28 protein-coding genes, 1 tRNA gene and 1 other RNA gene are annotated in these 26297 nt (G+C 36.9%); 16 read left to right on the forward strand and 14 right to left on the reverse strand.

Annotated features, from left to right (window positions below):
• Window positions 1-184 precede the first annotated feature (184 nt).
• Window positions 185-269, reverse strand: a tRNA-Ser gene (locus tag O5635_RS01115).
• Window positions 270-406: 137 nt separating this feature from the next.
• On the opposite strand from O5635_RS01115, the gene O5635_RS01120 reads away from it, so the two are divergent.
• Window positions 407-601 (forward strand): hypothetical protein, encoded by a 195-nt coding sequence (locus O5635_RS01120; RefSeq protein WP_036903225.1) that lies wholly within the window; start codon window positions 407-409, stop codon window positions 599-601.
• A gap of 36 nt (window positions 602-637) precedes the next feature.
• On the opposite strand, the gene O5635_RS01125 is transcribed toward O5635_RS01120, so the two are convergent.
• On the reverse strand, window positions 638-901 hold the full coding sequence (locus O5635_RS01125) for an RNA recognition motif-containing protein (protein WP_036903222.1): 264 nt from the start codon (window positions 899-901) through the stop codon (window positions 638-640).
• A gap of 132 nt (window positions 902-1033) precedes the next feature.
• Window positions 1034-3361, reverse strand: coding sequence for a ribonucleoside-triphosphate reductase, adenosylcobalamin-dependent (gene nrdJ, locus O5635_RS01130; protein WP_036903219.1), 2328 nt, complete (start codon window positions 3359-3361; stop codon window positions 1034-1036).
• Window positions 3362-3501: 140 nt separating this feature from the next.
• On the opposite strand from nrdJ, the gene O5635_RS01135 reads away from it, so the two are divergent.
• The 3 genes from O5635_RS01135 (at window position 3502) to O5635_RS01145 (ending at window position 6624) form a co-directional block, all read left to right on the forward strand.
• A complete protein-coding gene (locus O5635_RS01135) occupies window positions 3502-4170 on the forward strand; it encodes a class I SAM-dependent methyltransferase (RefSeq protein ID WP_152557325.1) in 669 nt (222 codons plus the stop codon).
• Between the two features lie 35 nt (window positions 4171-4205).
• A complete protein-coding gene (locus O5635_RS01140; protein WP_036903213.1) occupies window positions 4206-5873 on the forward strand; it encodes a peptide chain release factor 3 in 1668 nt (555 codons plus the stop codon).
• A 64-nt stretch (window positions 5874-5937) separates the two neighbouring features.
• Window positions 5938-6624 carry a CPP1-like family protein gene (locus tag O5635_RS01145; protein WP_036903210.1) on the forward strand — a complete coding sequence of 229 codons (687 nt, stop codon included), beginning with the start codon at window positions 5938-5940 and terminating at the stop codon, window positions 6622-6624.
• 26 nt (window positions 6625-6650) lie between these two features.
• Here the strand turns inward: O5635_RS01145 and hslO are convergent, their stop codons facing one another.
• Both hslO and O5635_RS01155 read right to left on the reverse strand, forming a co-directional pair.
• Window positions 6651-7553, reverse strand: a complete 903-nt coding sequence (gene hslO / locus O5635_RS01150; RefSeq protein ID WP_036903207.1) for an Hsp33 family molecular chaperone HslO — start codon at window positions 7551-7553, stop codon at window positions 6651-6653.
• Between the two features lie 9 nt (window positions 7554-7562).
• Complete coding sequence (locus tag O5635_RS01155; protein WP_036903204.1) at window positions 7563-8204, reverse strand: ABC transporter ATP-binding protein; 642 nt, start codon at window positions 8202-8204, stop codon at window positions 7563-7565.
• 105 nt (window positions 8205-8309) lie between these two features.
• Between O5635_RS01155 and O5635_RS01160 the strand changes: the two genes are divergently transcribed.
• From O5635_RS01160 to O5635_RS01170, 3 genes are all read left to right on the forward strand, one after another.
• On the forward strand, window positions 8310-8759 hold the full coding sequence (locus tag O5635_RS01160; protein WP_036903202.1) for a DUF3531 family protein: 450 nt from the start codon (window positions 8310-8312) through the stop codon (window positions 8757-8759).
• Between the two features lie 5 nt (window positions 8760-8764).
• Window positions 8765-9526 (forward strand): 16S rRNA (uracil(1498)-N(3))-methyltransferase, encoded by a 762-nt coding sequence (locus tag O5635_RS01165; RefSeq protein WP_036903199.1) that lies wholly within the window; start codon window positions 8765-8767, stop codon window positions 9524-9526.
• 68 nt (window positions 9527-9594) lie between these two features.
• A complete protein-coding gene (locus O5635_RS01170) occupies window positions 9595-10344 on the forward strand; it encodes a DUF92 domain-containing protein (RefSeq protein ID WP_420063645.1) in 750 nt (249 codons plus the stop codon).
• Window positions 10345-10398: 54 nt separating this feature from the next.
• Here the strand turns inward: O5635_RS01170 and O5635_RS01175 are convergent, their stop codons facing one another.
• The 5 genes from O5635_RS01175 to O5635_RS01195 are packed head-to-tail and all read right to left on the reverse strand — an operon-like array spanning window position 10399 to window position 15463.
• On the reverse strand, window positions 10399-11052 hold the full coding sequence (locus tag O5635_RS01175) for a GDSL-type esterase/lipase family protein (protein WP_036903198.1): 654 nt from the start codon (window positions 11050-11052) through the stop codon (window positions 10399-10401).
• A gap of 2 nt (window positions 11053-11054) precedes the next feature.
• On the reverse strand, window positions 11055-12626 hold the full coding sequence (locus O5635_RS01180) for a PhnE/PtxC family ABC transporter permease (RefSeq protein WP_036903196.1): 1572 nt from the start codon (window positions 12624-12626) through the stop codon (window positions 11055-11057).
• A gap of 2 nt (window positions 12627-12628) precedes the next feature.
• Window positions 12629-13366 (reverse strand): ATP-binding cassette domain-containing protein, encoded by a 738-nt coding sequence (locus O5635_RS01185; protein WP_036903194.1) that lies wholly within the window; start codon window positions 13364-13366, stop codon window positions 12629-12631.
• Complete coding sequence (locus tag O5635_RS01190; protein WP_052043064.1) at window positions 13359-14276, reverse strand: putative selenate ABC transporter substrate-binding protein; 918 nt, start codon at window positions 14274-14276, stop codon at window positions 13359-13361. Before O5635_RS01190 ends, O5635_RS01185 begins: the two co-directional genes overlap by 8 nt.
• Window positions 14276-15463: a pyridoxal phosphate-dependent aminotransferase gene (locus tag O5635_RS01195; RefSeq protein WP_036903192.1), complete on the reverse strand. Its 1188-nt coding sequence runs from the start codon at window positions 15461-15463 to the stop codon at window positions 14276-14278. Before O5635_RS01195 ends, O5635_RS01190 begins: the two co-directional genes overlap by 1 nt.
• Window positions 15464-15556: 93 nt before the next feature.
• On the opposite strand from O5635_RS01195, the gene O5635_RS01200 reads away from it, so the two are divergent.
• From O5635_RS01200 to O5635_RS01215, 4 genes are all read left to right on the forward strand, one after another.
• Complete coding sequence (locus O5635_RS01200) at window positions 15557-15952, forward strand: glyoxalase/bleomycin resistance/dioxygenase family protein (RefSeq protein WP_036903190.1); 396 nt, start codon at window positions 15557-15559, stop codon at window positions 15950-15952.
• A gap of 72 nt (window positions 15953-16024) precedes the next feature.
• Entirely contained in the window at window positions 16025-16561 is a 537-nt protein-coding gene (locus O5635_RS01205) for a uracil-DNA glycosylase (protein ID WP_036903751.1), read from the forward strand.
• A 37-nt stretch (window positions 16562-16598) separates the two neighbouring features.
• The gene (gene ispG / locus O5635_RS01210) at window positions 16599-17828 is read left to right on the forward strand and encodes a (E)-4-hydroxy-3-methylbut-2-enyl-diphosphate synthase (RefSeq protein ID WP_036903188.1); all 1230 of its coding nucleotides are present in this window, start codon (window positions 16599-16601) and stop codon (window positions 17826-17828) included.
• A complete protein-coding gene (locus O5635_RS01215; protein WP_036903185.1) occupies window positions 17825-19177 on the forward strand; it encodes a S41 family peptidase in 1353 nt (450 codons plus the stop codon). The genes ispG and O5635_RS01215 overlap by 4 nt, the downstream gene beginning before the upstream one ends.
• Window positions 19178-19185: 8 nt before the next feature.
• Here O5635_RS01215 and O5635_RS01220 read toward each other — a convergent pair whose 3' ends face one another.
• Together O5635_RS01220 and nadA are read right to left on the reverse strand one after the other, a co-directional pair.
• Window positions 19186-19752, reverse strand: coding sequence for a DUF1543 domain-containing protein (locus O5635_RS01220; RefSeq protein ID WP_036903183.1), 567 nt, complete (start codon window positions 19750-19752; stop codon window positions 19186-19188).
• Between the two features lie 14 nt (window positions 19753-19766).
• Window positions 19767-20684, reverse strand: coding sequence for a quinolinate synthase NadA (gene nadA, locus O5635_RS01225; protein ID WP_036903180.1), 918 nt, complete (start codon window positions 20682-20684; stop codon window positions 19767-19769).
• Window positions 20685-20790: 106 nt separating this feature from the next.
• Between nadA and O5635_RS09370 the strand changes: the two genes are divergently transcribed.
• Both O5635_RS09370 and O5635_RS01230 read left to right on the forward strand, forming a co-directional pair.
• Window positions 20791-20976 (forward strand): hypothetical protein, encoded by a 186-nt coding sequence (locus O5635_RS09370; RefSeq protein WP_332299667.1) that lies wholly within the window; start codon window positions 20791-20793, stop codon window positions 20974-20976.
• Window positions 20966-21640 (forward strand): TIGR04168 family protein, encoded by a 675-nt coding sequence (locus O5635_RS01230; protein WP_332299668.1) that lies wholly within the window; start codon window positions 20966-20968, stop codon window positions 21638-21640. The genes O5635_RS09370 and O5635_RS01230 overlap by 11 nt, the downstream gene beginning before the upstream one ends.
• 22 nt (window positions 21641-21662) lie before the next feature.
• Here the strand turns inward: O5635_RS01230 and O5635_RS01235 are convergent, their stop codons facing one another.
• Complete coding sequence (locus O5635_RS01235; RefSeq protein WP_052043060.1) at window positions 21663-22457, reverse strand: TPM domain-containing protein; 795 nt, start codon at window positions 22455-22457, stop codon at window positions 21663-21665.
• 39 nt (window positions 22458-22496) lie between these two features.
• Between O5635_RS01235 and O5635_RS01240 the strand changes: the two genes are divergently transcribed.
• Window positions 22497-23696, forward strand: a complete 1200-nt coding sequence (locus O5635_RS01240; RefSeq protein WP_269607701.1) for a class I SAM-dependent methyltransferase — start codon at window positions 22497-22499, stop codon at window positions 23694-23696.
• Between the two features lies 1 nt (window position 23697).
• On the opposite strand, the gene aroB is transcribed toward O5635_RS01240, so the two are convergent.
• On the reverse strand, window positions 23698-24822 hold the full coding sequence (gene aroB / locus O5635_RS01245; protein WP_036903174.1) for a 3-dehydroquinate synthase: 1125 nt from the start codon (window positions 24820-24822) through the stop codon (window positions 23698-23700).
• A 55-nt stretch (window positions 24823-24877) separates the two neighbouring features.
• Between aroB and O5635_RS01250 the strand changes: the two genes are divergently transcribed.
• Both O5635_RS01250 and ssrS read left to right on the forward strand, forming a co-directional pair.
• Window positions 24878-26080 carry a 5-(carboxyamino)imidazole ribonucleotide synthase gene (locus O5635_RS01250; protein ID WP_052043057.1) on the forward strand — a complete coding sequence of 401 codons (1203 nt, stop codon included), beginning with the start codon at window positions 24878-24880 and terminating at the stop codon, window positions 26078-26080.
• A gap of 6 nt (window positions 26081-26086) precedes the next feature.
• Window positions 26087-26270, forward strand: a non-coding RNA gene (gene ssrS / locus O5635_RS01255) — 6S RNA.
• Window positions 26271-26297: the final 27 nt, after the last annotated feature.

Genomic DNA, 26297 nt, shown 5'->3' on the forward strand with positions numbered 1-26297 from the left:
CTGTAATGGATTTGAATTTTATTGGTTTAAAGGAAATATGCGCTCATAATTAAGGCCTGCCAAGAATATATTGAGATAATTAGGCCATGAAAAGGTAATTACTATTATAAAAATTTTGCAAATAACTTAAGAAAAGACAACTATGTCCAGCAATGAACTGAACATAGTTGTCTTTTCTTAGGCACGGAGGGGGTGGGATTCGAACCCACGGATGCTCTCACATCGCTGGTTTTCAAGACCAGAGCCATCAACCACTCGACCACCCCTCCAAATTTGGACTGGACGATCCAATCATTCAATCCTAGCAATGCTTCTTGCTGATAAGCAAAAAGGTTTCAGCCAATTTGAATATTAGTTCGATATCTATATTCTGTGCCATAATCTGCTTTATATATACTCAGTTTTCATGTCAAGTTCAAAGAGTGATCAATCTCGTTTTTTAGGTGATTTGCCTATGGAAGGTGAAATCTCTGAAAAAGAGAAGATTCGTTATATATCCCATCTAATGTTTTTTATTGGTTGTGGCTTGTTTTCATTTGGTATATGGGCTCTGACTGGGTTTACTTCATCCTCAGGCGCTACAGGACCTTTCCCTTTCTGACTCTTTAGGCACCCTCGATTGAATTCAGATTGTTGTTTAAACTTTTAAATTATCAATTTTATTGTCTCTATCTTTTAGAAGTGTCTCAAACCATTTAGATGCTGTTGCTCTTGAAATAGATCGTTCCCTTAGCAGTTCGCATATTACGGAATACAAACGTAATCCATTGGCATTGGAGTTAAACCAGGATTCAAACTCCAATATTTCCTCTGGTGTATTACAGGCTCTCAGTTGGTCTATTAGTGCATCGTGGGTCCCATTGCTCATTATTTTAAAACTCTTTTGAGCAGTTGTTGTCATTTTGACCTCGGACAAATGAATTACTTCTTACACACACTTAGCTCTTAATTAAGGATCTGCCAATTATTTTTTTATTTAAAGATGGAAATCCTTGCAAAATCTCCATCTTGTTAAAAAATTAGGCTCTAATTACTATTTTGGACTTTCCAGAGGAAGCAAGCATTTATCTGAATCACATCCAGCGGGACCTGCTTCGGTTAGCTCTCCCTGATCATAACGGCCAAGTGCTTCGAAGAAATTTGTACTAACTCTTCTCTCAACTACTTCTGATTGAAGCTTTTCGTAGGTCTTAGCATCTATAGGCTCAAAGGGTAGTCTTGGGAAAGTAGCGTTAGCATCAAACCTTGCAAGTAATGCGGCTGAAATATATCCATGGTTGTTTTGTATTGCTTCATAAATTGCTTTTGAAAGAGGTTTGATTTCTTCCTCACGGAATTCGATAGTTGCAGAGGTGTTGTGATCGGTGTAATTACTTTGAACTTGCATATAAAAATCGAATTGTGCCAGAGCAGAAAAATTGTTGATTTCGATTTCATCAGCCCCTGGAATATTCGCCCAGCTGACCTCAGTTGGTATCTCAACAAGCCATTCTGTGCATTTTGGATCAAAGGGATCATTAAGGAGGCGCCCATTTTCATCTTTATCAGACTGTGATGGAACAATTGTGTAGCCATAATCCATGCAAGCCATTGCTACAGGATCACTTTTCCTAAATGTAATTCTACGAATAAATCTTTGGGCTTTGGGAGGGTGCCAGCCAGGAGCTGCTCCTGTTAGTAAACTTTTAGTTCCCGCTGGTTGAACTGTTGTACATCTATTTGGGCGACGAAGACTATGTCTGTCGCAATAATTCCATACAGTTTCATTAACAATTTCCCTCCAACGTTTCAAGTATGCAGCCTCTTTAATTTTAAATTCTTTTCCTTCTTCAGTACTAGGCCTTCCTGCTTCCCACCATCGAAGCCATTTTGTACCGAATGCATGAACAAAGAAATCAAAAAGACCTGTAAAACTAACGCCAACAATTGGATCTAATGCTCGACTTGTTTTATATCTATCAACTTCGAAATTGTGATTAAGTAAGCATGCTACTGATAGGCCAGCTGCTTTAAAGGCATCACGTTGGCCTTCTTCATCAGAAGGACTTATTTGATTGAGATGAACTTCAGCAAGATTACAGTGAAAATCTGCGCCAAGTATTTCTCCACATGGATTAAGTCCGTATCTACCAAGGCGATGCTCTAGTTCGTATAAATCAATTTCGCCATATTTCTCTCGCAGCCAATTCCCAGCTTCTTCTCTTCCTTGAGAACAGTAAATTTCAATAAACTCTTCACGCAGCTCCTGCGTAGAAAGGATATCTGCATTTGCACGCGCAATAGCCTCAGGAGCAAACTGTATTGCTCCCTCACCCGAGTGGAATTGTTTGGTTACTGCTTCTGTTACAACTTCTAGAGTAGGTCGAGAATGGTACACCCGAGTATGGTTTGCCATTCGTAAAGCGTCCTTTTCAGGATCTATACGCCAGTTACCTTCTTTGTCTTGCTGCCATAAATTCTCTTTTGCTCCAGCTGCTGATAAATCACTTGATAAGAATTGGCGCATGCCAGCACTACGCCTAATATTTCCAGCAACAATGGTTACAGCGGCTTCATCAATAAGTAAACAGCACTCTACTGAGGTAAGTTTTCTTCCTACACTTTTGTTTAAAATCCCTGAAACCCGTTCATATAAATCCTTTAATTTAACTGGGTTTGCCATCCCTCCAAAACCTTTGAGAGACTCACCAGCTGGTCTGATATCAGTTAAGTCAATATCAATATAAATTGGTTCGGATTCAAAACTATTGTCACTACTTAGTTCAAGAAGAAATTGATAACTGTCTACCCACCCTCTCCTACTATCTCCTACTTTTATCAGAACTTCGTTCCCATCAACTTTAAAACTAGTTTTCTCTTGCCTATTACTTGACTCTGTAATTCCTATGTTTGAAACACTTCTAATTTTTAGTGTGTTCCTAACTACAGGGAGTTTATTTATTAAATGAGGTTCAATTATTGCTCCTGTTCCGCAGCCCATCATGGCGAGATCCATCATTAATCCAAAGGCTTCCCAATCAACAAGGTTTGTTGAAGTGCAGTTGTAAGCCCCTGAAAAATTCTTTTCTTGTTCGATCCATTTCGTTCCACCAATCCATAACCATCTCCCAGAAGGTAAGGCTTTCTTTTCAGTTTGCATGCGAGCCATTAATTCAAGCTCCTCTTTATTAAGTCCACCAAGTTCACGCAATCCTCCTAGGTTTCGTTCACTTACCTGAGCCCAGCTTTCACGACCCTGTGAGTTCTTTCGGCTATATGTCCTATAAAAGACTGGATTGGCCGCAGGAGCAGTGGAAGGGAAATCCTTTAATTGATTGGATGATTGACTGTTGGTTTCAGAACGATTAGTTGCGAGTGTCAAGATCTTTTATTCGGTCGGTAAGAGCACGCTAACGCCACAAGTAGCGTCTGCAAGTTTTTTTAACACCATTAAGAGTGTATAAATGAGAATGCTTACAGTACCCGCGCTTACGAGTGAAACGTGTTACAGAACCTGAGCTAATGAACAGCCCTTTGAATGTAAAGGCTTATTCAGAGGCTGATTTCTCTATTGGGGACAAGAAGTTTGTATCTGATATTGAGAAATATATCTGCAGGTTTGGCAAGCAAATTTGCGTTAACAACGTAATTGTGGATCTTGGCTGTGGTCCAGGAAATATTACTGAGAGAGTTTCTCTTAAATGGCCAATGGCAAAGGTCATTGGCATTGATGGTTCTCAAGAGATGATTGATGTAGCAATTAAAAGAAAATACTCCTCAAGAGAAAATAAGAGATTGTCCGGAATGACTTATATAAAGCAAAATATTTCGGAAATGTGTTCAGAAGGTTCAAACAAAATTCCTTTCGCAAATTTTGTTATTAGTAATAGTCTCCTGCACCATATGCATAATCCAAGTAATTTTTGGGAGGCTATTAAAAGGATTTCCTTCTCAGGTTCTCTTCAGGTCCATAGGGATTTGAGGCGTCCTTCTTCAGCGAAGGAGGTATTGGCATTGCAACGAAAATATCTTCCAAAGGCTCCTCAAGTATTAATTGATGATTATCATGCTTCCCTTTATGCTGCTTTTACTGTCTCAGAAGTAAAGGATCAACTGAAGATAGCCGGTTTAGATCACTTGAAAGTTTTTGAGCTGAATGACCGCTATCTTGAAATTGTTGGGATCTGCTGATTCGTTTTAGGTAATGGAAGATTGATTGAATTTTAATGAACTCCTTATCTCCTCAAAATGGTCCTTCAAGGTCAAAAGAAGAATTATTAGGTAAATTCGACCTTGCTAAAGCCGTAGAGAGCAGAAGGAACTTTGCGATTATTTCTCACCCGGATGCAGGCAAAACAACACTGACAGAAAAACTTCTTCTTTATGGAGGAGCTATTCAACAGGCAGGAGCTGTAAAGGCACGTGGTGAACAACGGAAGGTTACATCTGATTGGATGGAACTTGAAAAGCAAAGGGGAATATCAATTACTTCTACTGTTTTACAGTTTGATTATAGTCAAACCACAATAAATTTATTAGATACTCCTGGTCACCAAGACTTTTCTGAAGATACTTATAGAACCCTTGCAGCAGCTGACAATGCAGTCATGCTTGAAGATGCAGCAAAAGGTCTTGAACCACAAACTAGAAAGTTATTTGAGGTATGTCGCTTAAGAAATATTCCCATTTTTACTTTTATAAACAAAATGGATAGGCCTGGGCAAGAACCCCTTGCCTTATTGGACGAAATTGAGTCTGAATTAGGACTTTCAACTTGGGCTGTTAATTGGCCAATTGGTAGTGGTGAGTTCTTTCGAGGACTTATTGATAGGAGTACTAAAGATATCCTTGTTTATTCAAAAGCAGAGCGTGGCAAGCAGTCTATTGAAAAACGTTTGAAGTTAAATGATCCTGCAATTGATGATCTGATTGAAAAGGATCTTTTGGAAAAAGCCCTTGAAGAAATTGAGTTATTAGATGCAGCAGGAGCAGAAAAAAACTTGGAGGAAATTCGATCAGGTGCACTAACTCCTGTTTACTTTGGCTCGGCAATGACAAACTTTGGCATGAAATTATTTCTTGATAGCTTTTTGGAATTGGCCCAAGGTCCTGTAGCAAGAAATAGTTTTGATGGCCCTGTAAACCCTTTGAGCGAATCTTTTAGTGGCTTTGTTTTTAAACTTCAAGCAAATATGGATCCAAAGCATAGAGATAGGGTCGCTTTCGTGAGGGTTTGTAGCGGTCGTTTTGAGAAAGATATGACTGTTAAGCATGCTCGGACGGGGAAAAATATTCGTCTATCTAGACCCCAGAAAATTTTTGCGCAGGATCGTGCTGTTGTTGAGGATGCTTACCCTGGAGATGTTATTGGTCTAAATAATCCAGGAATGTTTGCAATAGGCGATACTCTTTATACTGGAAAACGAGTTGAATATGAAGGTATCCCATGCTTTAGCCCTGAAATATTTAGTTGGCTTCGCAACCCTAATCCTTCGGCGTTCAAGAATTTTAGAAAAGGTGTTAATGAATTAAGGGAAGAAGGGGCTGTTCAAATTCTTTATGACAGTGATCAAAGTAAAAGAGATCCGATTTTGGCTGCTGTTGGACAACTGCAATTAGAAGTGGTCCAACATAGACTTGAAAGTGAATATGGTGTGGAAACAAGACTTGAACCTCTAGGGTTTCAAGTTGCCAGGTGGGTTGTTGGAGGGTGGCCTTCGCTTGAATTGGTCGGAAGAATTTTTAATTGCAAAACGGTTCAGGATTCATGGCATAGACCAGTGTTGCTTTTTAAAAATGAATGGAATCTCAATCAACTTAAAGAAGACCATCCGTCCTTAGCTTTAAGCTCTGTTGCCCCGGTTGTTAGTGGTGTAGATCCAATAACTCTGTAAATTAAAGCTTTACCTTTGTCTACGCTGAAAGTTACTTTCAGAGTAAATTGGATTATTTGCGATTTTGGCTGAAAAAGATCTCAATTCTAATCAAAGCTCAGAAGATGCTTATCAAATGCTTGGTTTGCAACCAGGAGCAAGTTTTGATGAGGTTCAGAAGGCAAGAGATGCAAGGCTTTCAGAGATAGTAGATGATCCAATACTTAAGGCAAAGATTGAGTCATCTTATGATGCTCTATTGATGGATAGTCTGAAAGCGCGGCAGTTAGGGAAAGTTAGCAATGCAGCCGTAGATGCTTCCATAAAAGAAAAGTCTAGCAATCAAATTGGAACAGTTGTAAGGAAGTCCTTGCTTACGCGCATAGGTAAATTTGACTTCTCAGATAATAAGGGTAGTGATAAAAGATTGCTTCCAAATCTATTCATTCCTGAAGGACAGGGCTTAACTATTAGATTGGCACTTGGCTTCTTGGCTTTGGTACTGTTGTTAATATCTCCTGATGAAAGTATTCAGATAATTCTTTCTTTATCAACAATTGGATTGTTTATCAGTCAGGTTAAACGTGGTATTGGTATATTCCAGTCTTTAGGTTGGAGCGTTGTATTCTTATCAATTGGGTTGATCTTAGGAGGACTTGTTGCTGGAGGAATTGATAGTATGGCAAATCACCCAAGCTCTTTTTCACCTGATAAAATAGAAGGTTTTATTTCACTAATTATTATTTGGATGGGAACCTTGTTGTTAGCTTAGGATAACGGAAAAGATTTGAAGTGAATTCATTTCTCATTAATCAGCTGTAACTCTTCTTCTTTTATTACATAGACTTCTTTGCAAAACTCACAAGTCAGTTCAGCTTTTTTATCTTTAGTAATTATTTCATTTAATTCTTCATGACCTAATAATGTAAGGGCAGATATGCTTCTAGATCTAGAACACCTGCATTTAAATTTAATTTCCTGAGAAGATTTTGGACTTTCAATTAGCTGTGGGTCTAGATTACTAAAAAGTTCTTTAATTAGTGCTTGAAGATTATCCTTATTCTTTAAAAGTATGTCGCTAAAGCAATTTATCTTTCTGCAATTCTCTTCTAAGAGATTTATTAATGATGTGTCTGTTGAAGCTTTTGGAAGAATTTGAGCAAGTAACCCCCCAGTACAAATTAGTTCATTATGTTGGATTTTCTCTCCGACAAAAACAGCAGATGGGGTTTGTTCTGAATGTAGAAGATATGAGGCAACATCCTCTCCTATACCGCCACTAACCAATTCGACTGTACTGGTATATGGATTTCCTTTTCCTTCATCACGGACAACATTGAGATAACCTGTGCCTGCTGCTTTTGCAAAGTCAAATAAATACCCCCCATTGCTATCTTCAAGTAGGTCTAGTTCTAGAGAAGGATTCCCTACATATCCTCTTACTGTGCCATCTCTTCCTGCATCAATGACTAATCCTTTTATAGGACCATCTGATTGAAATCTGAGCGTTACTCGCCCATGTGATACTTTCATTGAGCTCGCCAATAATAAGCCAGCATTCATCCCTCTTCCAAGAAGCACAGAAGTTAAATAGGAAAGTTTGTGCCTTCTTTTAGCTTCAATTGTTGCCTGTGTGGTCGTAGTAGCAACAAGCCTTATCCCTCCATCTGCAGCTGTGGCTCTTACAAGGGCATCAGTCATTTTTTTAATTCACTGCGCATAATTTTCTGATGTATTTAATCTGCCCTCATCAAGTCTATAAGTGTAGATTGGCGAACCTGAGATTATTTCAGGTTCATGAGTGACAACTATTAAGACTTTTTCATATGAAAGTTCTTTGATTAAGTCCAAAACCTCATCTTTGACCGACCAATCAAGACCTGCTGTGGGTTCGTCTAGTAAAAGGATTTTTGGATTCCTAAGCAACTGAACGGCAATTGCCAGCCTTCTTTGTTGGCCTCCACTTAAGCATTCTGGTGGTTGTTTTAAGTCTAGATCTTTTAGGCCTACTTTTTCTAAAACCTCTTCTTGTACCTCTACAGATAGTCGTCGATGGCCGACCCTTAACTCTTGCAGAACAGTTAATCCAATAAAATGACGTTCTGGGAATTGAAACACTACGCCACTAATCGCCCGCCGAATTCTCTCATTTGTTTTTTTCCTATGCCAATTGACTATTCCATTTTGGGGTTTTGTGAGCCCACTAATTATTTCTAAAAGACTGGTTTTCCCACTTCCACTAGCACCAGCAATTATCAATGGCATGCCAGTTGTTGCTTTAAAACTAATTCCCTTAAGTACTTGTACCGAAGAGGTGGCAGGTTGATAACAAATATTTTTTAGTTCTAGCATTATAAGTGGAAATGTCTATAAAGAATTTGTTTCCCTTGCATCAATTAAAGTCATACAAAACAATAGTATCCTACTTTTCATTAGTTAAAAAAACTAGGAATGGTTATGGAAGTTCGTTTTCGTGAGATCGATCCATTTAATTGTTGGATCTGGCTCCGTTTTTCTGATGTTCCCAGTGAAGGAGAGAGAAGTTATCTTGATGGTGTTTTCGATAGTTGGTACGTTATAGGTCGACTGGGAGGATTTAATGCAGAGAACCTTCAAGCTCATGAAGCTGGCTCAGATCTTAGTTGGATGAACTATGAAACTCAAGAAGCAATCAATGTGATGCCAGCACTAATGCATAATTTAGGCCATTTAGAATATCAAGGAGAGTGGGCTAGGTGTTGGGTAGACTTGGGTACGTGTGATGCGATTGCGATTGATGTGTTGATAAATATGTTTTTACAAATAACTGGTGATGTTGTTGAAGTTAATCAGATGCTGATTGGCGGAAGTAATGATGATTGGCCGGTTGAGGAACACCCAGATGCTATATTTACTTCCGATAACTAATTGTTGTGGCTGAATATAGACGTCTATTAATTGATCAGCGAAGATTGGATTTATTAGATGAAGAAAATCCTTTTTTATTATTAACTAAAAAAGAGCTTCACTATCTTGCTAGGGTAATACGCTTAAGAAAAGGAGATGAAATCTTTATAGTTGATGGCAAGGGTAATTTGTGGAAGGCGTGTTTCCTGCAATCAGCAGTACTGAAAATATTATCGTCTTATAAAAGTCCAGAACAAACTCAAAAGAGAATCCTTCCACTTCTATCTCTAGCTGTTGTTGTGCCTAAAAACGGCTTTGAGGAAGTTCTTAAAATGGGTACGGAAATAGGAATTGATATTTTTCAACCACTAACCTCACAAAGAGGTTGTGTAAAACGAATAGGTTCTTCTAAATTTAGTCGTTGGGAGTCTATTATTTCTGAGGCTGTGGAACAATCTGAAAGGCTTTGGAAACCAGAATTACGAACTCCTATTGAGTTTCAAGATTGGATCGATCATATTTCAAAGTTAAACTCTTCTTTATCGCTAGGTATTACGAGAATAGATGAGTATGTCGAATTTGAATCGTGGTTAAAAACAACGCCTAGAGATAATAGTGATGTGTGGATAATTATAGGACCTGAGGGGGGGTGGAGTGAGGATGAGTTGCGATTGGCTGGAAGGAAGGGCTGTAGCAATGTTCAACTTGGTCAGTCAATTTTAAGAACATCTACAGCAGCAGTTTCAGCTTCTCAATTAATGGCATCATGGAGAAGATTTAATCATTAGACGCTTCTTCAACTTTTTACTAGAGTTAACTAAGATATTTCCCTTTCTAAGAGTTATTTTTAAAAATTGTGTTTTCATCAATTCCCTTGCAATCTGAGTGGTTAATAGCTTTTAGCATTAACTTGATTTTGATTTTGATTGCTCAAAGGTTACCTATGCTTACTAAATCCGGCTGGTTACATGCCGGTGCACTTGGTACGATCCTTTGGGGTTGTCTTGGCTGGAAAGGATGGCTATCAGTAGTTGTTTACCTTTTATGTGGTTCAATTGTTACTAAACTAGGATTTAAGTTTAAGCAATCTCAAGGGATTGCAGAAGCAAGAGGCGGCAGAAGGGGACCAGAGAATGTATGGGGCTCGGCCGCTACAGGTACTTTTTTAGCAATGTTATATACAAGTTCAAATTTTGTTGAGAAAGAAATTTTATTAATTGGTTTTGCGGCAAGTTTCTCTGCAAAGTTGGCAGATACTTTTGGTAGTGAAGTTGGGAAAAGATGGGGACGCCGAACTTTTTTAATAACGTCCTTTAAAAAGGTAAAGCCTGGTACCGATGGAGCTATAAGCCTTGAAGGTACATTGGCCAGTCTTTTAGGCTGTTTCTTGATGACCCTTGTAATGATGTTTCTCTCTTTCGTCTCAAGTGCACAGGAATTTGCAATAGTGGTTATAGCTGGCTTTATATCAACTCTTGTAGAAAGTGTTATAGGAGCTACTATTCAATCTCGATTTAATTGGCTGAGCAATGAGTTGGTTAATAGCTTTCAGACAAGCTTTGCCTCATTGATAGCTATATGTACTTCATACCTTATTCTTTTTTGAATCTCATTGAAAGGCTTTAATTTTAAATACTTTTTAAATAGTCGATTTATATTCTTATGGCAATAACACTTCAGACCATTTTATCATTGCTGGCCAATTAAGTATTTTTTTGTAGACCCATTCATGTCCTAATGGGTTCAAATGAATTCCGTCCGAATGTAGCCATGTTTCCCATAAAGGCTCATTTAACATTGCTTGATGAATAGGAAGAAAGGGGATATCAAAATCTAGACAGCTTTTTTCTATCTGTCGTTCGTAAAGAGCGCAAGCATGGTTTGAGTACCAAAGACATTTAGCAAATGGCATTTCACTTTCTTTAACGGCTGTCAGTCCCATCACCATGACGTTTGCTTCTTTGCTCATCTCTCTCAACAAGCTGCCTAATCCGAATTTAAAAGCGTCGGACGAGAGTTGAGGCCTTCCATCTTTTCTTCCTATTTTTGCAGTATCATTTATCCCTATTGTAAGCAATAATGCGTCAGGTAAATTTCGTCTAAGCTCACCTCTGCATTGCCATTCTGAACGCCATCTTTTTGCTACTTTTTCCAGGCCATCACCTCTAATACCTAATGGATAAATTATAGGGGCACCTTCTATTTTCATCCAGTTGCGCCTAAGCCTTTCGCACCAACCTCCTTGAATTACATCTCCCCATCCATATGCTGAGCTATCTCCAATAACAATTAACTGCTTAGGTGCTTTATCCATTCTTATTGAGATACTGCCTTGAGATGAAAACCTTGATTTATATTTAATCTACTCTGCCATTGCCTTTGCATGGTATAGCTTGATGTCTCACCAATTATTGTAAGAAGTGTAAACATTGCTGATATCACAAAAACCTCTGACCAGTTAAAAGAACTTAGCGATTCTTGTAATTGCCATCCTAGTCCAGAACCACCTACTAAACCCATAACAGCTGTTTCTCTCAATATTACGTCTGATCTATATGCAGAATATGCTAAATAGCTATTAGTTTGAGACGATAGCTTCCCATACAACCAAGCAGCTCGTTCGCTCGCCCCGGCAGCGAAAAATCCATGATAAAAAACATCGGTATTCTTATTTATATTTTCTTTTAAAAGCCTCCCCATTACACCCATGTTGTAAAGGCCTAATGCTAGTGAGGCTACTGAAATTCCTGGGGTAGTACAGAAAAGTATTAAAAGAGCAGATAAAGGAGCAGGAATTAATCTAAAAAACAACCAACCATAGGTGATCAACTCTTCTAAAAGCTTAGCTCGACAAAGAATAAGTAGTATAGGAGGCGTCCCAATAGCTATTCCTGCTGCTAGTATTGTCAGCACTAGGGTTTCACCAATTAAATTGAACATTGGTAAAGTTCTAAAAGATAGAACTATAGAGTTGACACTAGGCATTGCAATAGGGTGAAAACTAATTGGAACAGCGAAGTCATTGTTTATATACCTTAGTGCAAAAAAACTGACTAAAGATGATCCTAAAATAATAAATACTGTAAAAATTAGATATTTGTCATTACCATTTTTTGATATTTTTCGTTGCTGCATATATTCCACTGATTTTTCTAAAATTATCATTATTAATGCTAGTAGCCAAAGAGAAGTCCACATTTCATTAAATTGAAGCGATTGAATGCTTAACTTTAATTCAGTTCCTATGCCTCCTAAACCAAATACTCCAAGCATTGTTGCTCCCCTAAGTGCACATTCAAGTCTATAAAAACCATAAACCCATATAATAGGAAGAATCTTTGGTATTAATATTATTATTAATACCTCTAATGGATTAGCACCTGAATCTTTTATTGCAATGAATTCTTTTTCGTTTAATGTATTAATCTGATCGCAAATTACCCTAGACATTAAAGATGAATAAGGTATCGCTATCGCAAAAATAGCAACCCAAGGATTTAAGCCAAATAATTGCAGTAAAAGCAATCCCCAAATCACTTCATGAATTGATCTTGGAAGTATTAGGAAGTACTTGATAATATTAGTATAGAATTTAGGGATTTCAAATATACTTGAAAAGAGATTAGAGCATATAATTCCAAAAAATATAGCATTTATAATACTTATGCTCCAAGCAAACAAGGCTGTAAAAATTGTTGTTTGAAGGCCTTGTAGAGCACTTTTAATTACAAGTTGATCTAAGGAAGGAGTAATACTAGCAGTAAAGAATCTATAAACAATGTCCATCCCTCCGGCATGGAAACCATGAATTATTCCTATGAATACAGGTACTATTGCTAGCGCAGGTAATACCGTTAAAAATGGTTTTGCAATAGTTAATCTTTTCACATTTATTTGTATATTGATGCAATGTGATCAGTTCTTATTTCTGTTATTGGAGAATTCAAAGAAATTTGACCCTTTTTTATTCCAATAATACGAGTGAACCTATTCAGTATTTCAGGGCGATGCAGACTTATTAGGCAAGTATCAGGAAGATGTAGTGAATGAATTACTTTCTGTTTCAGGAATAGATCTAGTATGTGGTTTGCTCTTTTAGGATCGAGATTTGATAAAGGCTCGTCTGCAAGAACAAGATCTGCTTGTTGACGTAGTAACCTTGCTATAGCTACTCTTTGTCGCTGTCCAACTGACAGGTCTTCTACGGAAATATTGATTATATCTAATGGCAATTGGACTGCTTTAAGACAGTTTATGCATGCCTTTTGGTTGACTAAATTCAGCAGGTTGCCTATAGCCCAAAGAAAATTATGTCTACCTAAAGCACCTGCATTGATATTTTGACAGGTTGACAATTCATTTATTAATCTTAGATCTTGCCACAGAGTTCCTATACGAACTTTTTGATCTCTTGTAATTTTATTTATATCTCTACCTTTCCATGAAATATCCCCAGTGGTTGGTTTTAATGAACCATTAATTACTTCAATAAGAGTAGTCTTGCCAGCACCACTTGGGCCAATCAACGCCACTTTTTCTCCTGCATGTATCGATAAATTTATATTTTTAAGTCTTATCTTGGATCCACTACTGACACTTACATTATTTACTCCTATAAGCTTAGTCATTAATTTTACCTAGTTCTCTCCCAATCATTTCTATCTCCTTATACTGGGATGCTTCAGCAGGTATGAATTTGTCTGCGCCAAATAATTCTAGAATTAATCGTTGCCTTTTTGTTTCTTTGTTAAAGCTAAGTAGTTGTTTTTCTAATGTCTTTGTAAAACCTTCTCCAAAGCGCAAGTCAAGATTTGGTTGTGCTAACCAGTGATAATCTGCATATGTAGGTGTGCGCCAAATAACCTTTACTTTTTTGATATCAACTTTTCCATTCTCTAGATTTTTTTCCCAGATTTGTGCATTTAAAGCACCTGCTTCATAAGATCCACTCTGAACCAGAGCTAATGTTGCATCATGACTCCCACTAAAACCAGGCTTTCTTCCTTTGAAATCTTCAATTGCAACCCCTGCTTGCTTTAGGTAATACTGTGGCATCAATCTACCTGAGGTCGAATTTTCCGATCCAAATGTGAAACGCTTTCCTTTTAGAACCTTAAGCTCTGAAATACCTTTAATATCAGGTATTTTACTTTTGTGATTTGCTATAAAAACACTACGAAATTTTGCGTCAATATCTCTTTGAGCAATGACTTGGGCACCAGGTTTTTGAATTCTTGCTTGAACACCTGTTAATCCTCCGAACCAAACCAAGTCTATATTATCTGTCCTAAAGGCACTTACGGCTGCAGCGTAGCTGATAATAGGTCTATATATAACTTTTACATTCAGTTTTTCACTAAGCTCTTCAGCGAGTGCTGTATGTAGACGATTCAATCGCTCAGGATTTTGGTCTGGTATTGCACTCAAGATCAATTTTTCCTGAGCAAAACAGGTTTTGCCTGAAAATTGAAAGATTAAAAATAAAACTAACCAAAAAAGACTTTTTAAAGAGTAGTTAGGAAGTGATTTGATTCTCATTAATTGAGTGAGATCTTTTTTATGAGATTTTTTAATCGAGTAATACCAGTGTCAATTGTTCTTAAAGAAGCTGCACAAGATAACCTTACACAGCGATCGTTGCCAAATGCAATGCCTGGAACTATTGCTAAGTTTTCTTTCTCTAAAGCTAACTTGCAGAAACTTATTGAGTCTGGACATGACTCTGGTAATTCTGGGAATGCATAAAATGCCCCTTTTTGTGGCATTAGAGTAAGACCATCAATCTCAGTTAACCCATTTGTAAGAACTTCTCTACGTTCGTTATAACTTGTGGCCATTGCTTGTACAGATTCTTTAGGTCCCAGCATTGCTGCTAGAGCTCCTTTCTGGGCAAAACTACATACATTACTTGTGCTTTGACTTTGTAGTGCAATTGACTTTCTTATAACATTTCTGGGACCTACTAAATAGCCAACTCTCCACCCAGTCATTGCCCAACCTTTTGCAAACCCGTTGACGATAAATATTCGTTTTTGCAGATCCGGAGCAATAGCTCCTATGCTGTGATGTATCTGTTCTTTTGATATTAAGAATTCATATATCTCATCACTCATTATTGATACGTGAGGGTGTTTTCGTAATATATCTGCAATACCATTAAGCTCTTCTTTTTGCATAACTCTTCCAGTTGGATTTGCTGGAGAATTAATGATTAGCAACTTTGTTTTAGTTGATATTTGTGATTCTAATTTTTGTAGATTTAATTTAAAACCATCCTTTGGTGCTGTCATTACTGTTTTTGGGACAGCACCAGCTAGCTTTGCCATCGCTGGGTAGCTAAGCCAGTAAGGGGAGGGAATAATTACTTCATCTCCTTTGTTAAGGATCACTTGAAAGAGATTGAAAATAGCTTGCTTCCCACCATTTGTAATAAGCACATTTTCTTCTGTTGTTGGGAAATTATTTGTATCACTTACTTTCTTGGCAATTGCTTGCCTTAATTCTGGATCCCCTGCTGAAGGACCATAACGTGTTATGCCATCTCTAAGCGCTTTTATAGCAGCTTCTACAATGAAATCAGGTGTTTGAAAGTCTGGTTCTCCTGCACTAAGACTACATATATCCTTGCCTTCTTTTTTTAGTGACATTGCAAGTGCATTTATTTCCAACGTCATTGATGGTTCTAAACTTTTTGCCCTTTCGGATATCAGCTCATGTTCATGCATTTTCTGGTATTTTCTCCTTGAGGTTATCTTGATCAAGACATTGTGCCTGATTTTGCCATCTAAAAAAACTTTATCAACTATATAAATTCTTTGATGATTGTAAATGAAACTAGCTTTTTAATTGCTTCTGACCATCCACTTAAGCTCGCACAGTTCTACAGCTTACTTTTGGGAACAGAGATTGTTCAGGGATTGAGTAATAAGCATTATCTGGTCATTTATAAAAAGATTTGTAAATTACAGATTTATACTCCTTCTCGAGATAAGCACTTAACTACAAGACCTCAATCTTCTGTTTCTATTTGTTTCGCTAAGGAGCCATCTTCAGACTCTTTTTCTGCGATAAAGAAATGGATTAAAGAAATTTCTAAGCTTGGAGGGAAACTCTCTGATGGACCATTTAGTGAGTCTTTCGGTTCGGAAGCTTGGATTGCAGATCCTCAAGGAAATAACTTTTTGATTTTTGTTCCTCAATATTTACCCAATTAATTCTTAAAATGTCAAAACTAATTAATTTGCTTTGTGGTTAAAAAAGCTTTTTCAGAGCTGCATTCTCAGAATATGCCACCTGCTTTTCAATGTGGATCTAACAGATTTGTTATAAGCAGAGGTAATGCACTGTCTCGTTTAATGCTTGTAGGTGAGGCTCCTGGAGCAAATGAAGAAATTTCTGGTAAGCCTTTTGTAGGGAGGTCAGGGAAATTATTAGATAATTTATTAGAAATTGCTGGAATTGATCAGGAAGAAGAGATTTTTATATGTAACGTCTTAAAAACTAGACCACCAAAGAATAGAAAGCCTACCCAAAAGGAGATTCGGCTTCACCTCCCTTGGCTCCTGGAGCAAATTAAAGATGTGAAGCCTTTAGTAATTGTTTTAGCTGGAGCAACTGCTACGTATGCTCTTTTAGGTATTAAGACCAAACTAACTCTATTACGAGGTACATGGCAAAATTGGAAGGGAATACCTGTCATGCCAATTTTCCACCCCTCATATCTATTAAGAAATCCCTCCAAAGCGGAAGGTGCGCCTATTGATCTAACAAGATTAGATTTAGAAGAGGTCAGAAAAAAGTGGACACAGTTAAATCATCTTTAGCGAAGTCCCTTTTGGCTGTTGTACCGATTAGTGATTTATGACTCCAAATTCATCCACAACTTTGACAGACGTAACCTCACGTCGTTACAGCACACAAATTCTTAGACGTAAGACAAGGACAGTAATGGTTGGTGGAATAGCAATAGGAAGTGACCATCCAGTTTGCGTTCAGTCAATGATCAATGAAGATACACTGGATGTTGAAGGATCTACAGCAGCTATTCGTAGATTGCATGAAATAGGATGTGAAATAGTTCGCTTAACAGTACCTTCTCTATCTCATGCAAAAGCAGTTGGAGAAATTAAAGAGAAATTAGAAAGAACTTATCAATCAGTACCCCTTGTAGCAGATGTTCATCACAATGGTATGAAAATAGCTTTGGAAGTTGCAAAGCATGTCGACAAGGTAAGAATCAATCCAGGCCTATTTGTTTTTGAAAGACCAGATCCAAATAGAACTGAATTTTCTAAAGATGAAATAAATGGAATCAAAGACAAAATAGTAAAAAATTTCAAACCTATTGTTGATACTTTAAAATCTCAAAATAAAGCTCTACGCATAGGTGTAAACCATGGGTCATTAGCAGAAAGAATGTTATTTGCTTATGGAGATACCCCTTTGGGGATGGTTGAATCTGCAATGGAATTTGTTCGAATCTGTGATTCATTAGATTTTCATAATATTGTTATTTCAATGAAAGCTTCTAGGCCTCCAGTTATGCTTGCTGCTTATAGAATGATGGCAGATACTTTAGATAAAGAAGGTTATAGCTATCCACTTCACCTAGGAGTAACAGAGGCTGGAGATGGAGATTATGGTCGAATTAAAAGCACAGTTGGAATAGGAACACTTTTGTCTGAAGGAATAGGCGATACGATAAGAGTCTCGCTAACAGAGGCTCCCGAGAAAGAAATACCTGTTGCATATTCAATCTTGCAGACAGTAGGTTTAAGAAAAACTATGGTTGAATATATAAGCTGCCCTAGTTGTGGTAGAACTCTATTTAACCTAGAAGAAGTAGTAGCAAAAGTAAGAGATGCAACATCACATTTAACAGGTTTAGACATAGCAGTCATGGGTTGTATTGTTAATGGACCTGGAGAAATGGCAGATGCTGATTATGGATATGTTGGCAAAGGTAAGGGTGTTATAGCTCTTTATAGAGGTAGAGATGAGATCAAGAAAGTTCCAGAAGAAGATGGCGTTAATGAACTTGTGAATTTAATTAAACAAGATGGTAAATGGTTTGAACCAAAACAATCATGAAACTTAAATTAGATACAAACTTGCTATATAATTGTTTTAATTCTAGGGCTAGAAGAGAATTAGCTAGAGCCTTATTTATTTTCATAATAGTTGTATCTCCAGTCTCGGCTTTGCCTGAAAAGTCATCTTTAACTATTAGAGATAGTCCTAAAGAAGTTATAGATCAAGTTTGGCAAATTATTTATAGAGATTTTTTAGACTCTTCAGGAGCATATACAGAAAAGGAATGGTTAGGTATTAGGAAAAAACTTCTATCAAACACATATTTTGACTCTTCAGAAGCTCATCAAGTAATAAAAGATACTCTGTTAACCTTGCAAGACCCTTATACCCGTTTTTTAGACCCTGCAGATTATAAAGAAATGAGAATAGATACATCAGGTGAATTAATGGGAATTGGTATACAACTTTCCTTAAATGAAAAGACAAATAAGCTTGTAATAGTTTCCCCAATAGAGGATACGCCTGCATACAATGCAGGTATTCAACCTAATGACATAATCATATCTATCGATGATAATAATACTGAAGGAATGGGAATTGAAGATGCCGTTAAATTAATTCGTGGGGAAAAAGGTACAACTGTTTCATTGGGAATTCTTAGAGGCGAAAAATATATTAAACTCTCTTTAGTAAGATCAAGGATAGAGATTCGATCAGTTATTAGTCGAATTAACTCGACTAGTATTGGTGCAAAGGTTGGTTATATACGCTTGAAACAATTTAGTGCTAATGCTGCAAAAGAAATGAGGGTAGCAATTGGCAAATTGGAATCTGCTAATTCCGATGGATATATATTAGATTTGCGTGGTAATCCAGGAGGTCTTTTAGAATCAAGTATAGATATTTCTAGGCAATGGTTAGATAAAGGAATAATAGTTAGCACTCAAACTAGAAATGGAATAAAGGATGTAAGACGTGCTAATGGAAATGCTTTAACAGGAAAACCTCTTGTAGTATTAGTTAACCAAGGCTCTGCAAGTGCTAGTGAAATTTTGTCAGGAGCAATTCAAGATAATCAACGAGGGATACTTGTAGGGTCTAAAACTTTTGGCAAAGGATTAGTTCAATCTGTAAGACCCTTGGTAGACGGATCTGGTATTACTGTAACTGTTGCAAAATACTTAACACCTAAAGGCACAGATATTAATAAAAATGGAATAAAACCTGATATAGAAGTTACCCTTAATATCAAAAATAATAATCCCTTAACTAGTTCTGATTTGGGAACCCCGAAAGATAATCAGTATGTTGTTGCTGAAAATGAATTGGTTAGAATATTATCAAAGGCAATTGATACAACTTATCTTCCAACTAATTCCAATTTAAAGTATGCTTTATCTTATTGAGGTTGAAATTATTTGTCTATCCTCATATATCCATACCAATCTGGAATCATTTCTTGATCTCTGTTTAGTTCATCTCGAATAAGTGATACTTCCCAGTTTATCTCTTCTTCTAGTATACAATCGTTAGCTTTTATTTGTTGCACAAGCTTGACATTATCAATATGACCAATCTCTTTATCTTTTAATAATTTGATTTTAGCCTTTTTCCTTGCATCAATACCTGATCTTGCGACTACAAAATTAAATGAATGCCTCTCATTTAATTCTTTTGAATTATAACTTCCTATATTAACAAACCATAATTTATTACTTCTATCTTTGTCATCTTCAATGCCTTCAAAGTTAACTCTTTCTGTTAATTTAACTAGAAAGCCATCTATGTACTTGATCTTAATAAAGCTATCAATATGTAAACCTTTAAGAGTGCCAAACCATTGACTTTTCAACTGATTAAAAGTCTCTCTAATATTTATACCAACTACCCATCTTGCATCATGCACCTCTGTATTAGAATTTTTATGTTTACCTCCTAAGACAACTAAGAAAAGAGACTGCTCAAGATCAGAAATTCCCATTTTTTAATTACTTCTTACTTGCTCATTTCCAACATCTTCTGAATAGGTTTATATGCCTTTAGCCTTGTATTTTCATCCATTTCAATACTTGGTTCCAAATTTTCTAGACAAGTTATTAATTTCTCAATATTGTTCAGTCTCATATAAGGACATTCATTGCAACTACAACCGTCTATACTAGGACCTTCTATAAATAACTTTGTGGGCTCTTTTATTCTCATCTGGTGCAGAATGCCAGGTTCTGTTAAAACTATGAATTCCTGATTATTACTTTTCTGGACGTATTCTAGTAGTTTACTTGTTGACCCAATAAAATTAGATAAATCTAACAGATTTTGCTCGCATTCTGGGTGTGAAATAATTTCTGAATTGGGATATTTTAATTGTAATTTAATAACCTCCTCCTCACTAAATGTTTCATGAACTATGCATGAACCATTCCATAAAGTCATTTCTCTACCACATTGCTTCTCAACCCACCTACCTAGGTTCTTATCTGGAGCAAATAATATATCTACATCTTTAGGAATTTGATTTACTAGGTCAACAGCATTGCTACTTGTACATATTAAATCGCTTTGAGCTTTTATAGCTGCGGAACAGTTTATATAGCTAATTACGAAGTGATCTTTATATCTTTCCCGAAAGGCCTTAAATGCATTCTCTTCACAGTCATCTGCTAGAGAACATCCAGCATCCATATCTGGTATTAAAACTATTTTCTCTGGGCATAATATTTTTGCTGTTTCAGCCATGAAATGAACACCACAAAAGACAATCACATCCGCATTTGTTTTCGATGCTTTTCTTGAGAGTTCAAGTGAGTCTCCAATGAAATGAGCAATATCTTGTATCTCCTCATTTTGGTAGTAGTGAGCAAGAATTAGAGCGTTTTTTTCTTCACAAAGGCGCACAACTTTTTCCCTTAACACTTCCCTCGATAAGTGAGTCGGAGTATCCGTCTTTTGGAGAGCTTTCTCTAAATACAGAGTCTTTGAGCAATTTGGGGCAGTATAATAGCTTGTTAGCTAAGAAGTTTTGTCAGTAATTAATCTCGCAATTGCTGGAGATCTTCATGGGGCCTGGGGAGATGATGATCGTGAACTTCTGCTAAAGGTTAATCCGGATGCAATTCTTTTTGTAGGAGATCTTGGAGAGGGTGATTTCAGGTTAGTTAAGTCAATAAGCAAACCTGCCACTACCTTCGGCTGTAATGCTTGGTAATCACGATAGAGGGGCTGATGCTTCTGGTGATCAATTGCAGTCTCAATTGGCAATTTTGGGAGATAGTAATTGTTCATGGAGATTACGAGATTGGGATTATCCACCTATATCTGTAGTAGGAGGCCGTCCTTGTAGTCCAGGAGGCGGCTACTTTTTGACAACCCAGGTCAAAGGAGTCTTTGGACCAGTTTCATTGGAAGAATCAGCAATAAGGATTTTCCAAGCGTCTCAAAATGCATCCAAATCAATTCCTTTAATTCTGTTGGCTCATTCAGGTCCTAGCGGGTTGGGTTCTGAGGCTTTTAGTATTTGTGGAAGAGATTGGAAAAATCCCTCATTAGATTGGGGTGATAAAGATTTGGCTATGGCTATAGATCTAATTCGTAAAGAAAGAAGTATTGACCTTGTTGTCTTTGGCCATATGCATCACAAATTAAGATTGGGCAAAGGTTATAGGCAAACTTACTATCGAGATAGTTTAGGTACGATTTATTTAAATGCAGCATCTGTTCCTAGAAAGGGTATAGATGAATCTGGCGAATTGCTTTCTCATTTTTCATGGGTGCAATTCTTAGATGGCCAAATAGCTCATGCTTCTCATAGGTGGTATCGAAAAGATGCTTCTATTGCGTATCAAGAAACTTTGCTCAATACTGCACTTTGAAGTATTGGATCTGTTGTTTTTATTATGTATTGAAATCCTTGGCTAAAGTGTTTCTAGCAAACCAATATCCTGCAATACTGGACCCTAGAAATGCCATTACATTTCTCAATAGTGGAAGGATGTCATTGGTTCTAGTTATTACTGGAGTGATTCCAAATACACCAAAAAGTATTATCCATAAAGGTGATATTAATAGTAGCCATCTCCATGCAATAAATTCATTCTCTTTACGTGGTGAGGATGCAATCCCAGCAATGATTCCACCTAGTATTGAGGTAGATAAGGTCCAAAGCCATTGCTCTTTAGGAAGTCCAGGTACGACTTGACAACCACCTCGATCAAGACAAAGCTCAACAGATTTGATTGCATCAATTATTGCGCCTCCTTCCCCATAATCTCTTACGTAAAATTGGTTGCCAAAGCGTGTTTGTAGTTCAACCCAGAATAGTCTTGGCATAAGAGCAAAATAAGCTTCTCCAACATTGAAGTTAAGCAAATTACCACCTCTTGGATCAGCAACGACAAGAAGAGTCCTTTCGTCAAGTCCCCAAAAATCTTTAATAGCCGAGCCAGGTGTATTTTCATATTGAGTAAGGACTTTTATTTTCCACCCGGTATTTGATTCGTAGTTGATTAATGATTCCTCTAAATCAGCAACCTGGTTCTTATTGAAGGATTTTGCTAAGTCAATTACAGGAGTTTCATGGTCTGGTAGTAGATCAGGGTTGTTATATGCAAAAACCGGATCAGTTAGTATTAATGAAAATATGAAGTAGAAAATACTTGAAATTACAACTAGTTTAGAAAAAATTTTCATGGGTATCTTTAATTATTTTTATTGTCTTGAATGGATTGCATGATTGAGAAATGTCCTGACTGGTTGGTTGACCGCTTTAAGGAAGCTGGCGGAGTACTTACTTTTTTTGATTTTATGGACTTAGCTCTTAATGATAGTGATCATGGAGCTTACTCGCGGGGAACCATTTCTATTGGGAAAAAAGGAGATTTTGTGACATCTCCAAGTTTATCCCCAGATTTTGCAGAATTTATTGCTATCCAGCTAATTGAATGGTTTGAGCAACTCCAAAATACAAAGCAAACATCAGATAAATTGACCTTAATAGATGCTGGGGCAGGAGAAGGGGATCTTACATTGGGCTTGATTTCTGCATTTAGGAAACTTTCACCTTCTCTTATCTCTCATATTGAATTTATTTTAATTGAGATAAATGAGGCTATGAAAAAGCGCCAGCAATTAAAATTACAGTCTATAAATGATGTGTCTATTAATTGGAAAACATTAGAAGAATTATCTAACAACCGTATTAATGGAGTGTTAATTGCTCATGAACTGCTTGATACCTTCCCTGTTGAAAGGATTATTTTAAGAAAAGATAAAGTCTTTCAACAAGGCCTAAAATTGATCGAGAAAGGTAATAAATATTACTATGACTACACTGATTTAGATTTACCTCCAATGCTCATTGAATTTTTAGATCAATTAACATTAGAGATTGGATTTAGTATTCCTCCTGAGGGTGCAGAGGAGGGCTGGTCCACTGAGCTTCATACAGGCTATGAAAATTGGTTTAGCAATTTGGCTAGTATCTTTAATCATGGAATAATCTTAGTTATTGATTATGCACTTGAGTCAAGCCGCTATTATAATCCAATAAGGAATTCAGGCACTATTATTTCATATAAGAATCAAATAGCCTCTTCAAATATACTCAATGACCCAGGAGAATGTGATATCACTTCTCATTTATGTATTGAATCTATGCAATTACAAGCATCAAGAAATAATTGGAAATCTTGTGGATTTTTAAAACAAGGGGAAGCACTTCTCGCATTAGGTTTGGCAGAGAAAATAAGTGAACTTAGCTTTTTAGAATCTAACCAACTGGGGAATGCTTTAATAAAAAGAGAAGCACTTTTAAGACTTGTAGACCCTAGATGCTTAGGCAATTTTAAATGGCATGTATTTGAGTTCAATAAAGCAAACGTAGAAGAAGAGTCTTCTCTCAAAACCAAATTTTTAAACGACCCAAAATGATTTAAGCTTGTTTTAGTTTTGATAAACATTCTTTTATTTCATCTTCACTGAAGTCACTATAAATATTTACTTGACCAATTTTAGTAGGAAGAATAAAACGAACTCCACCATCTTTTACTTTTTTATCGCTTTTTAATGATCTAATGACATTTGCTAAATTCATCTCTGGCCAAACTGTTGGGAGACCTGCTCTCTTCAGCACGTGCTCTTGTCGTTGATAATCTTTCTTGCTCCATAGACCTCTTTCAAGAGCAAGTGCACCGGCTGTTACCATTCCTATCGATACAGCCTCTCCATGAAGCCATACTCCATAACCACATAACGCTTCTATTACATGACCAAAAGTATGTCCATAATTTAATATTGCTCTAATTCCACTTTCAAATTCATCTTTAACAATGATATCTATTTTGGATCGCACTGATCTATTTAGTACTTCTAATAAATTAGCGTCACTAATATTTGATAATTTAGTCAAGTCAGGAATCTTCTCTAAGTTGTTAAATAATACTTCATCCCCAATAATTGCATATTTAATAACTTCTGCCATGCCTGCTCTAAACTCACGTTCAGGCAGAGTCTTTAATACATTTGGATCTATTAAAACTAGCTTTGGTTGGTGGAAAGAACCTATTAGATTCTTACCTTTTGTATGATTTACACCTGTTTTACCTCCGATTGATGCGTCAACCATAGCTAGCAATGTGGTAGGGACTTGAATAAAATCAATACCACGCAGCCATGTGGCAGCAGCAAAGCCTGTCATGTCACCTATGACTCCTCCTCCAAAGGCAATCATTAGAGAACTTCTTTCTAGCCTTTTCTCAAATGCGACGTCATGAATTTGTTCTATTGCTCTAAGGTTTTTTTTGTCTTCCCCTGCTTCAATTACAAGCAAATGAGCTTCATAGCCACTGTCTCTTAGGTTTTTAATAAACAATTCTCCATAAGGATTCGCCACATCTGGATTGCTTACTACAAGAACTTTTGTTTTCTCCTTGATTTTTAACTTTATAAGTTCAGCACCTATCTTCTTTAGGCTTTCTCTTCCAATCACAACCTCGTATGGATTGCGTTCTAATTTGACGTTAATACGAATAGTATTTTGATTCACAATATTAGAGATGATTTTTAAGGTTGATCGCCTAACTTCTTTAGGCTGAGTTGTTTAATTTGGATGTATGAAAAATGATTCATTGACTAGTAATAGCAATTCATGCCAGAAGATTGGTGTTGTAGGAGGTGGTCAGCTAGCACAAATGCTTGCAAAAGCTGCTGCACAAAGGAACATCAAGTTAATTGTACAAACAGGTTCAAGAACTGACCCTGCAGTTTCTTATGCTAATGGATTAGTTCTTGCTGATATTAGTGATATTAATGGAACTCGAGATTTGGCAAGCAAATGTAGATGTATAACTTTTGAAAATGAATGGATAGATGTAAAAACACTAAGTCTTTTAGAAGAGGAGCAAGGAGTTCTCTTCCAGCCTGAATTGAAGTCCATGAGTCCACTTGTGGATAAAATTTCCCAACGCAAACTTTTGAATAAATTAAATATTCCTAGTCCTGAATGGTTTTCACTTTCTTGTTTAAAAATAACGAGTTTAAAACTTCCTGATGGATGGAGTTTCCCACTAATGGCTAAATCAGGGCGTGGAGGCTATGACGGTAAGGGCACTAGGAAAATTAACGATTATAAGGAGCTAAAGGAACTTCTAATTACTGTGGATCCAGAGACATGGTTATTGGAAAAATGGATTTCCTATGAAAAAGAGTTAGCTTTTGTTGCTAGTCGAGATTCGTCTGGCTGTATTAATTCATTCCCTTTAATCGAGACCTTCCAGCATAAACAAGTTTGTGATTGGGTTTTAGCTCCAGCAAATGTTTGTCATGCTACTCAAGCTATGGCTTATAACGTAGGTGCCTCCTTGTTGAGAGAACTAGATTATGTAGGTGTACTTGCAATAGAATTCTTTTACGGTGATGAAGGATTGCTTGTAAATGAGATAGCTCCACGGACACACAATTCAGCACACTTTACTATTGATGCCTGTAGCAGTAGTCAGTTTGATCAACAAATTTGCATAGCTGCTGGTCTTCCCACTCCCTCAATTAGTCTAGAAGTACCAGGCTCTTTAATGGTTAATTTATTGGGCTTACCTATAGAAGGTAATTCGCTGAAAGAACGTTTAACTAAGTTAAGGAAAATTAAAGGAGCTAAGCTTCACTGGTACTCAAAGGAGAAAGAAACACCTGGTCGCAAATTAGGACATATGACCATTCCTTTGATGGAGAAAGATCCTTCTAAACGAATAAAAACTGCTAGAGAACTCATCCAAAAAATACGGTCCATATGGCCTATAAATGTTCCCAATATCAATTAGATTTGCCTAGAACTGCTTTGTTGGTGAAGGCCTTCCTTAAGTGCTCTGATCTGACTCTCTTTCGATTTGAGGAGTCTGTCGTGACAGTGAAGTAAACCAGTCATGTAATTGGAAACGGATCTCCACTTTGACTCCTCTTCTGGTTTTCCCAGGTCGATGCTCTGAGGCCTCACGGCAGGGTGGTTCTTAATTAAAGAAGCAATTAAATAGAACCTAT

It is taken from the genome of Prochlorococcus marinus str. MIT 0919 (assembly GCF_027359375.1).
In the GTDB taxonomy this organism is placed as follows: Bacteria; Cyanobacteriota; Cyanobacteriia; order PCC-6307; family Cyanobiaceae; genus Prochlorococcus_D.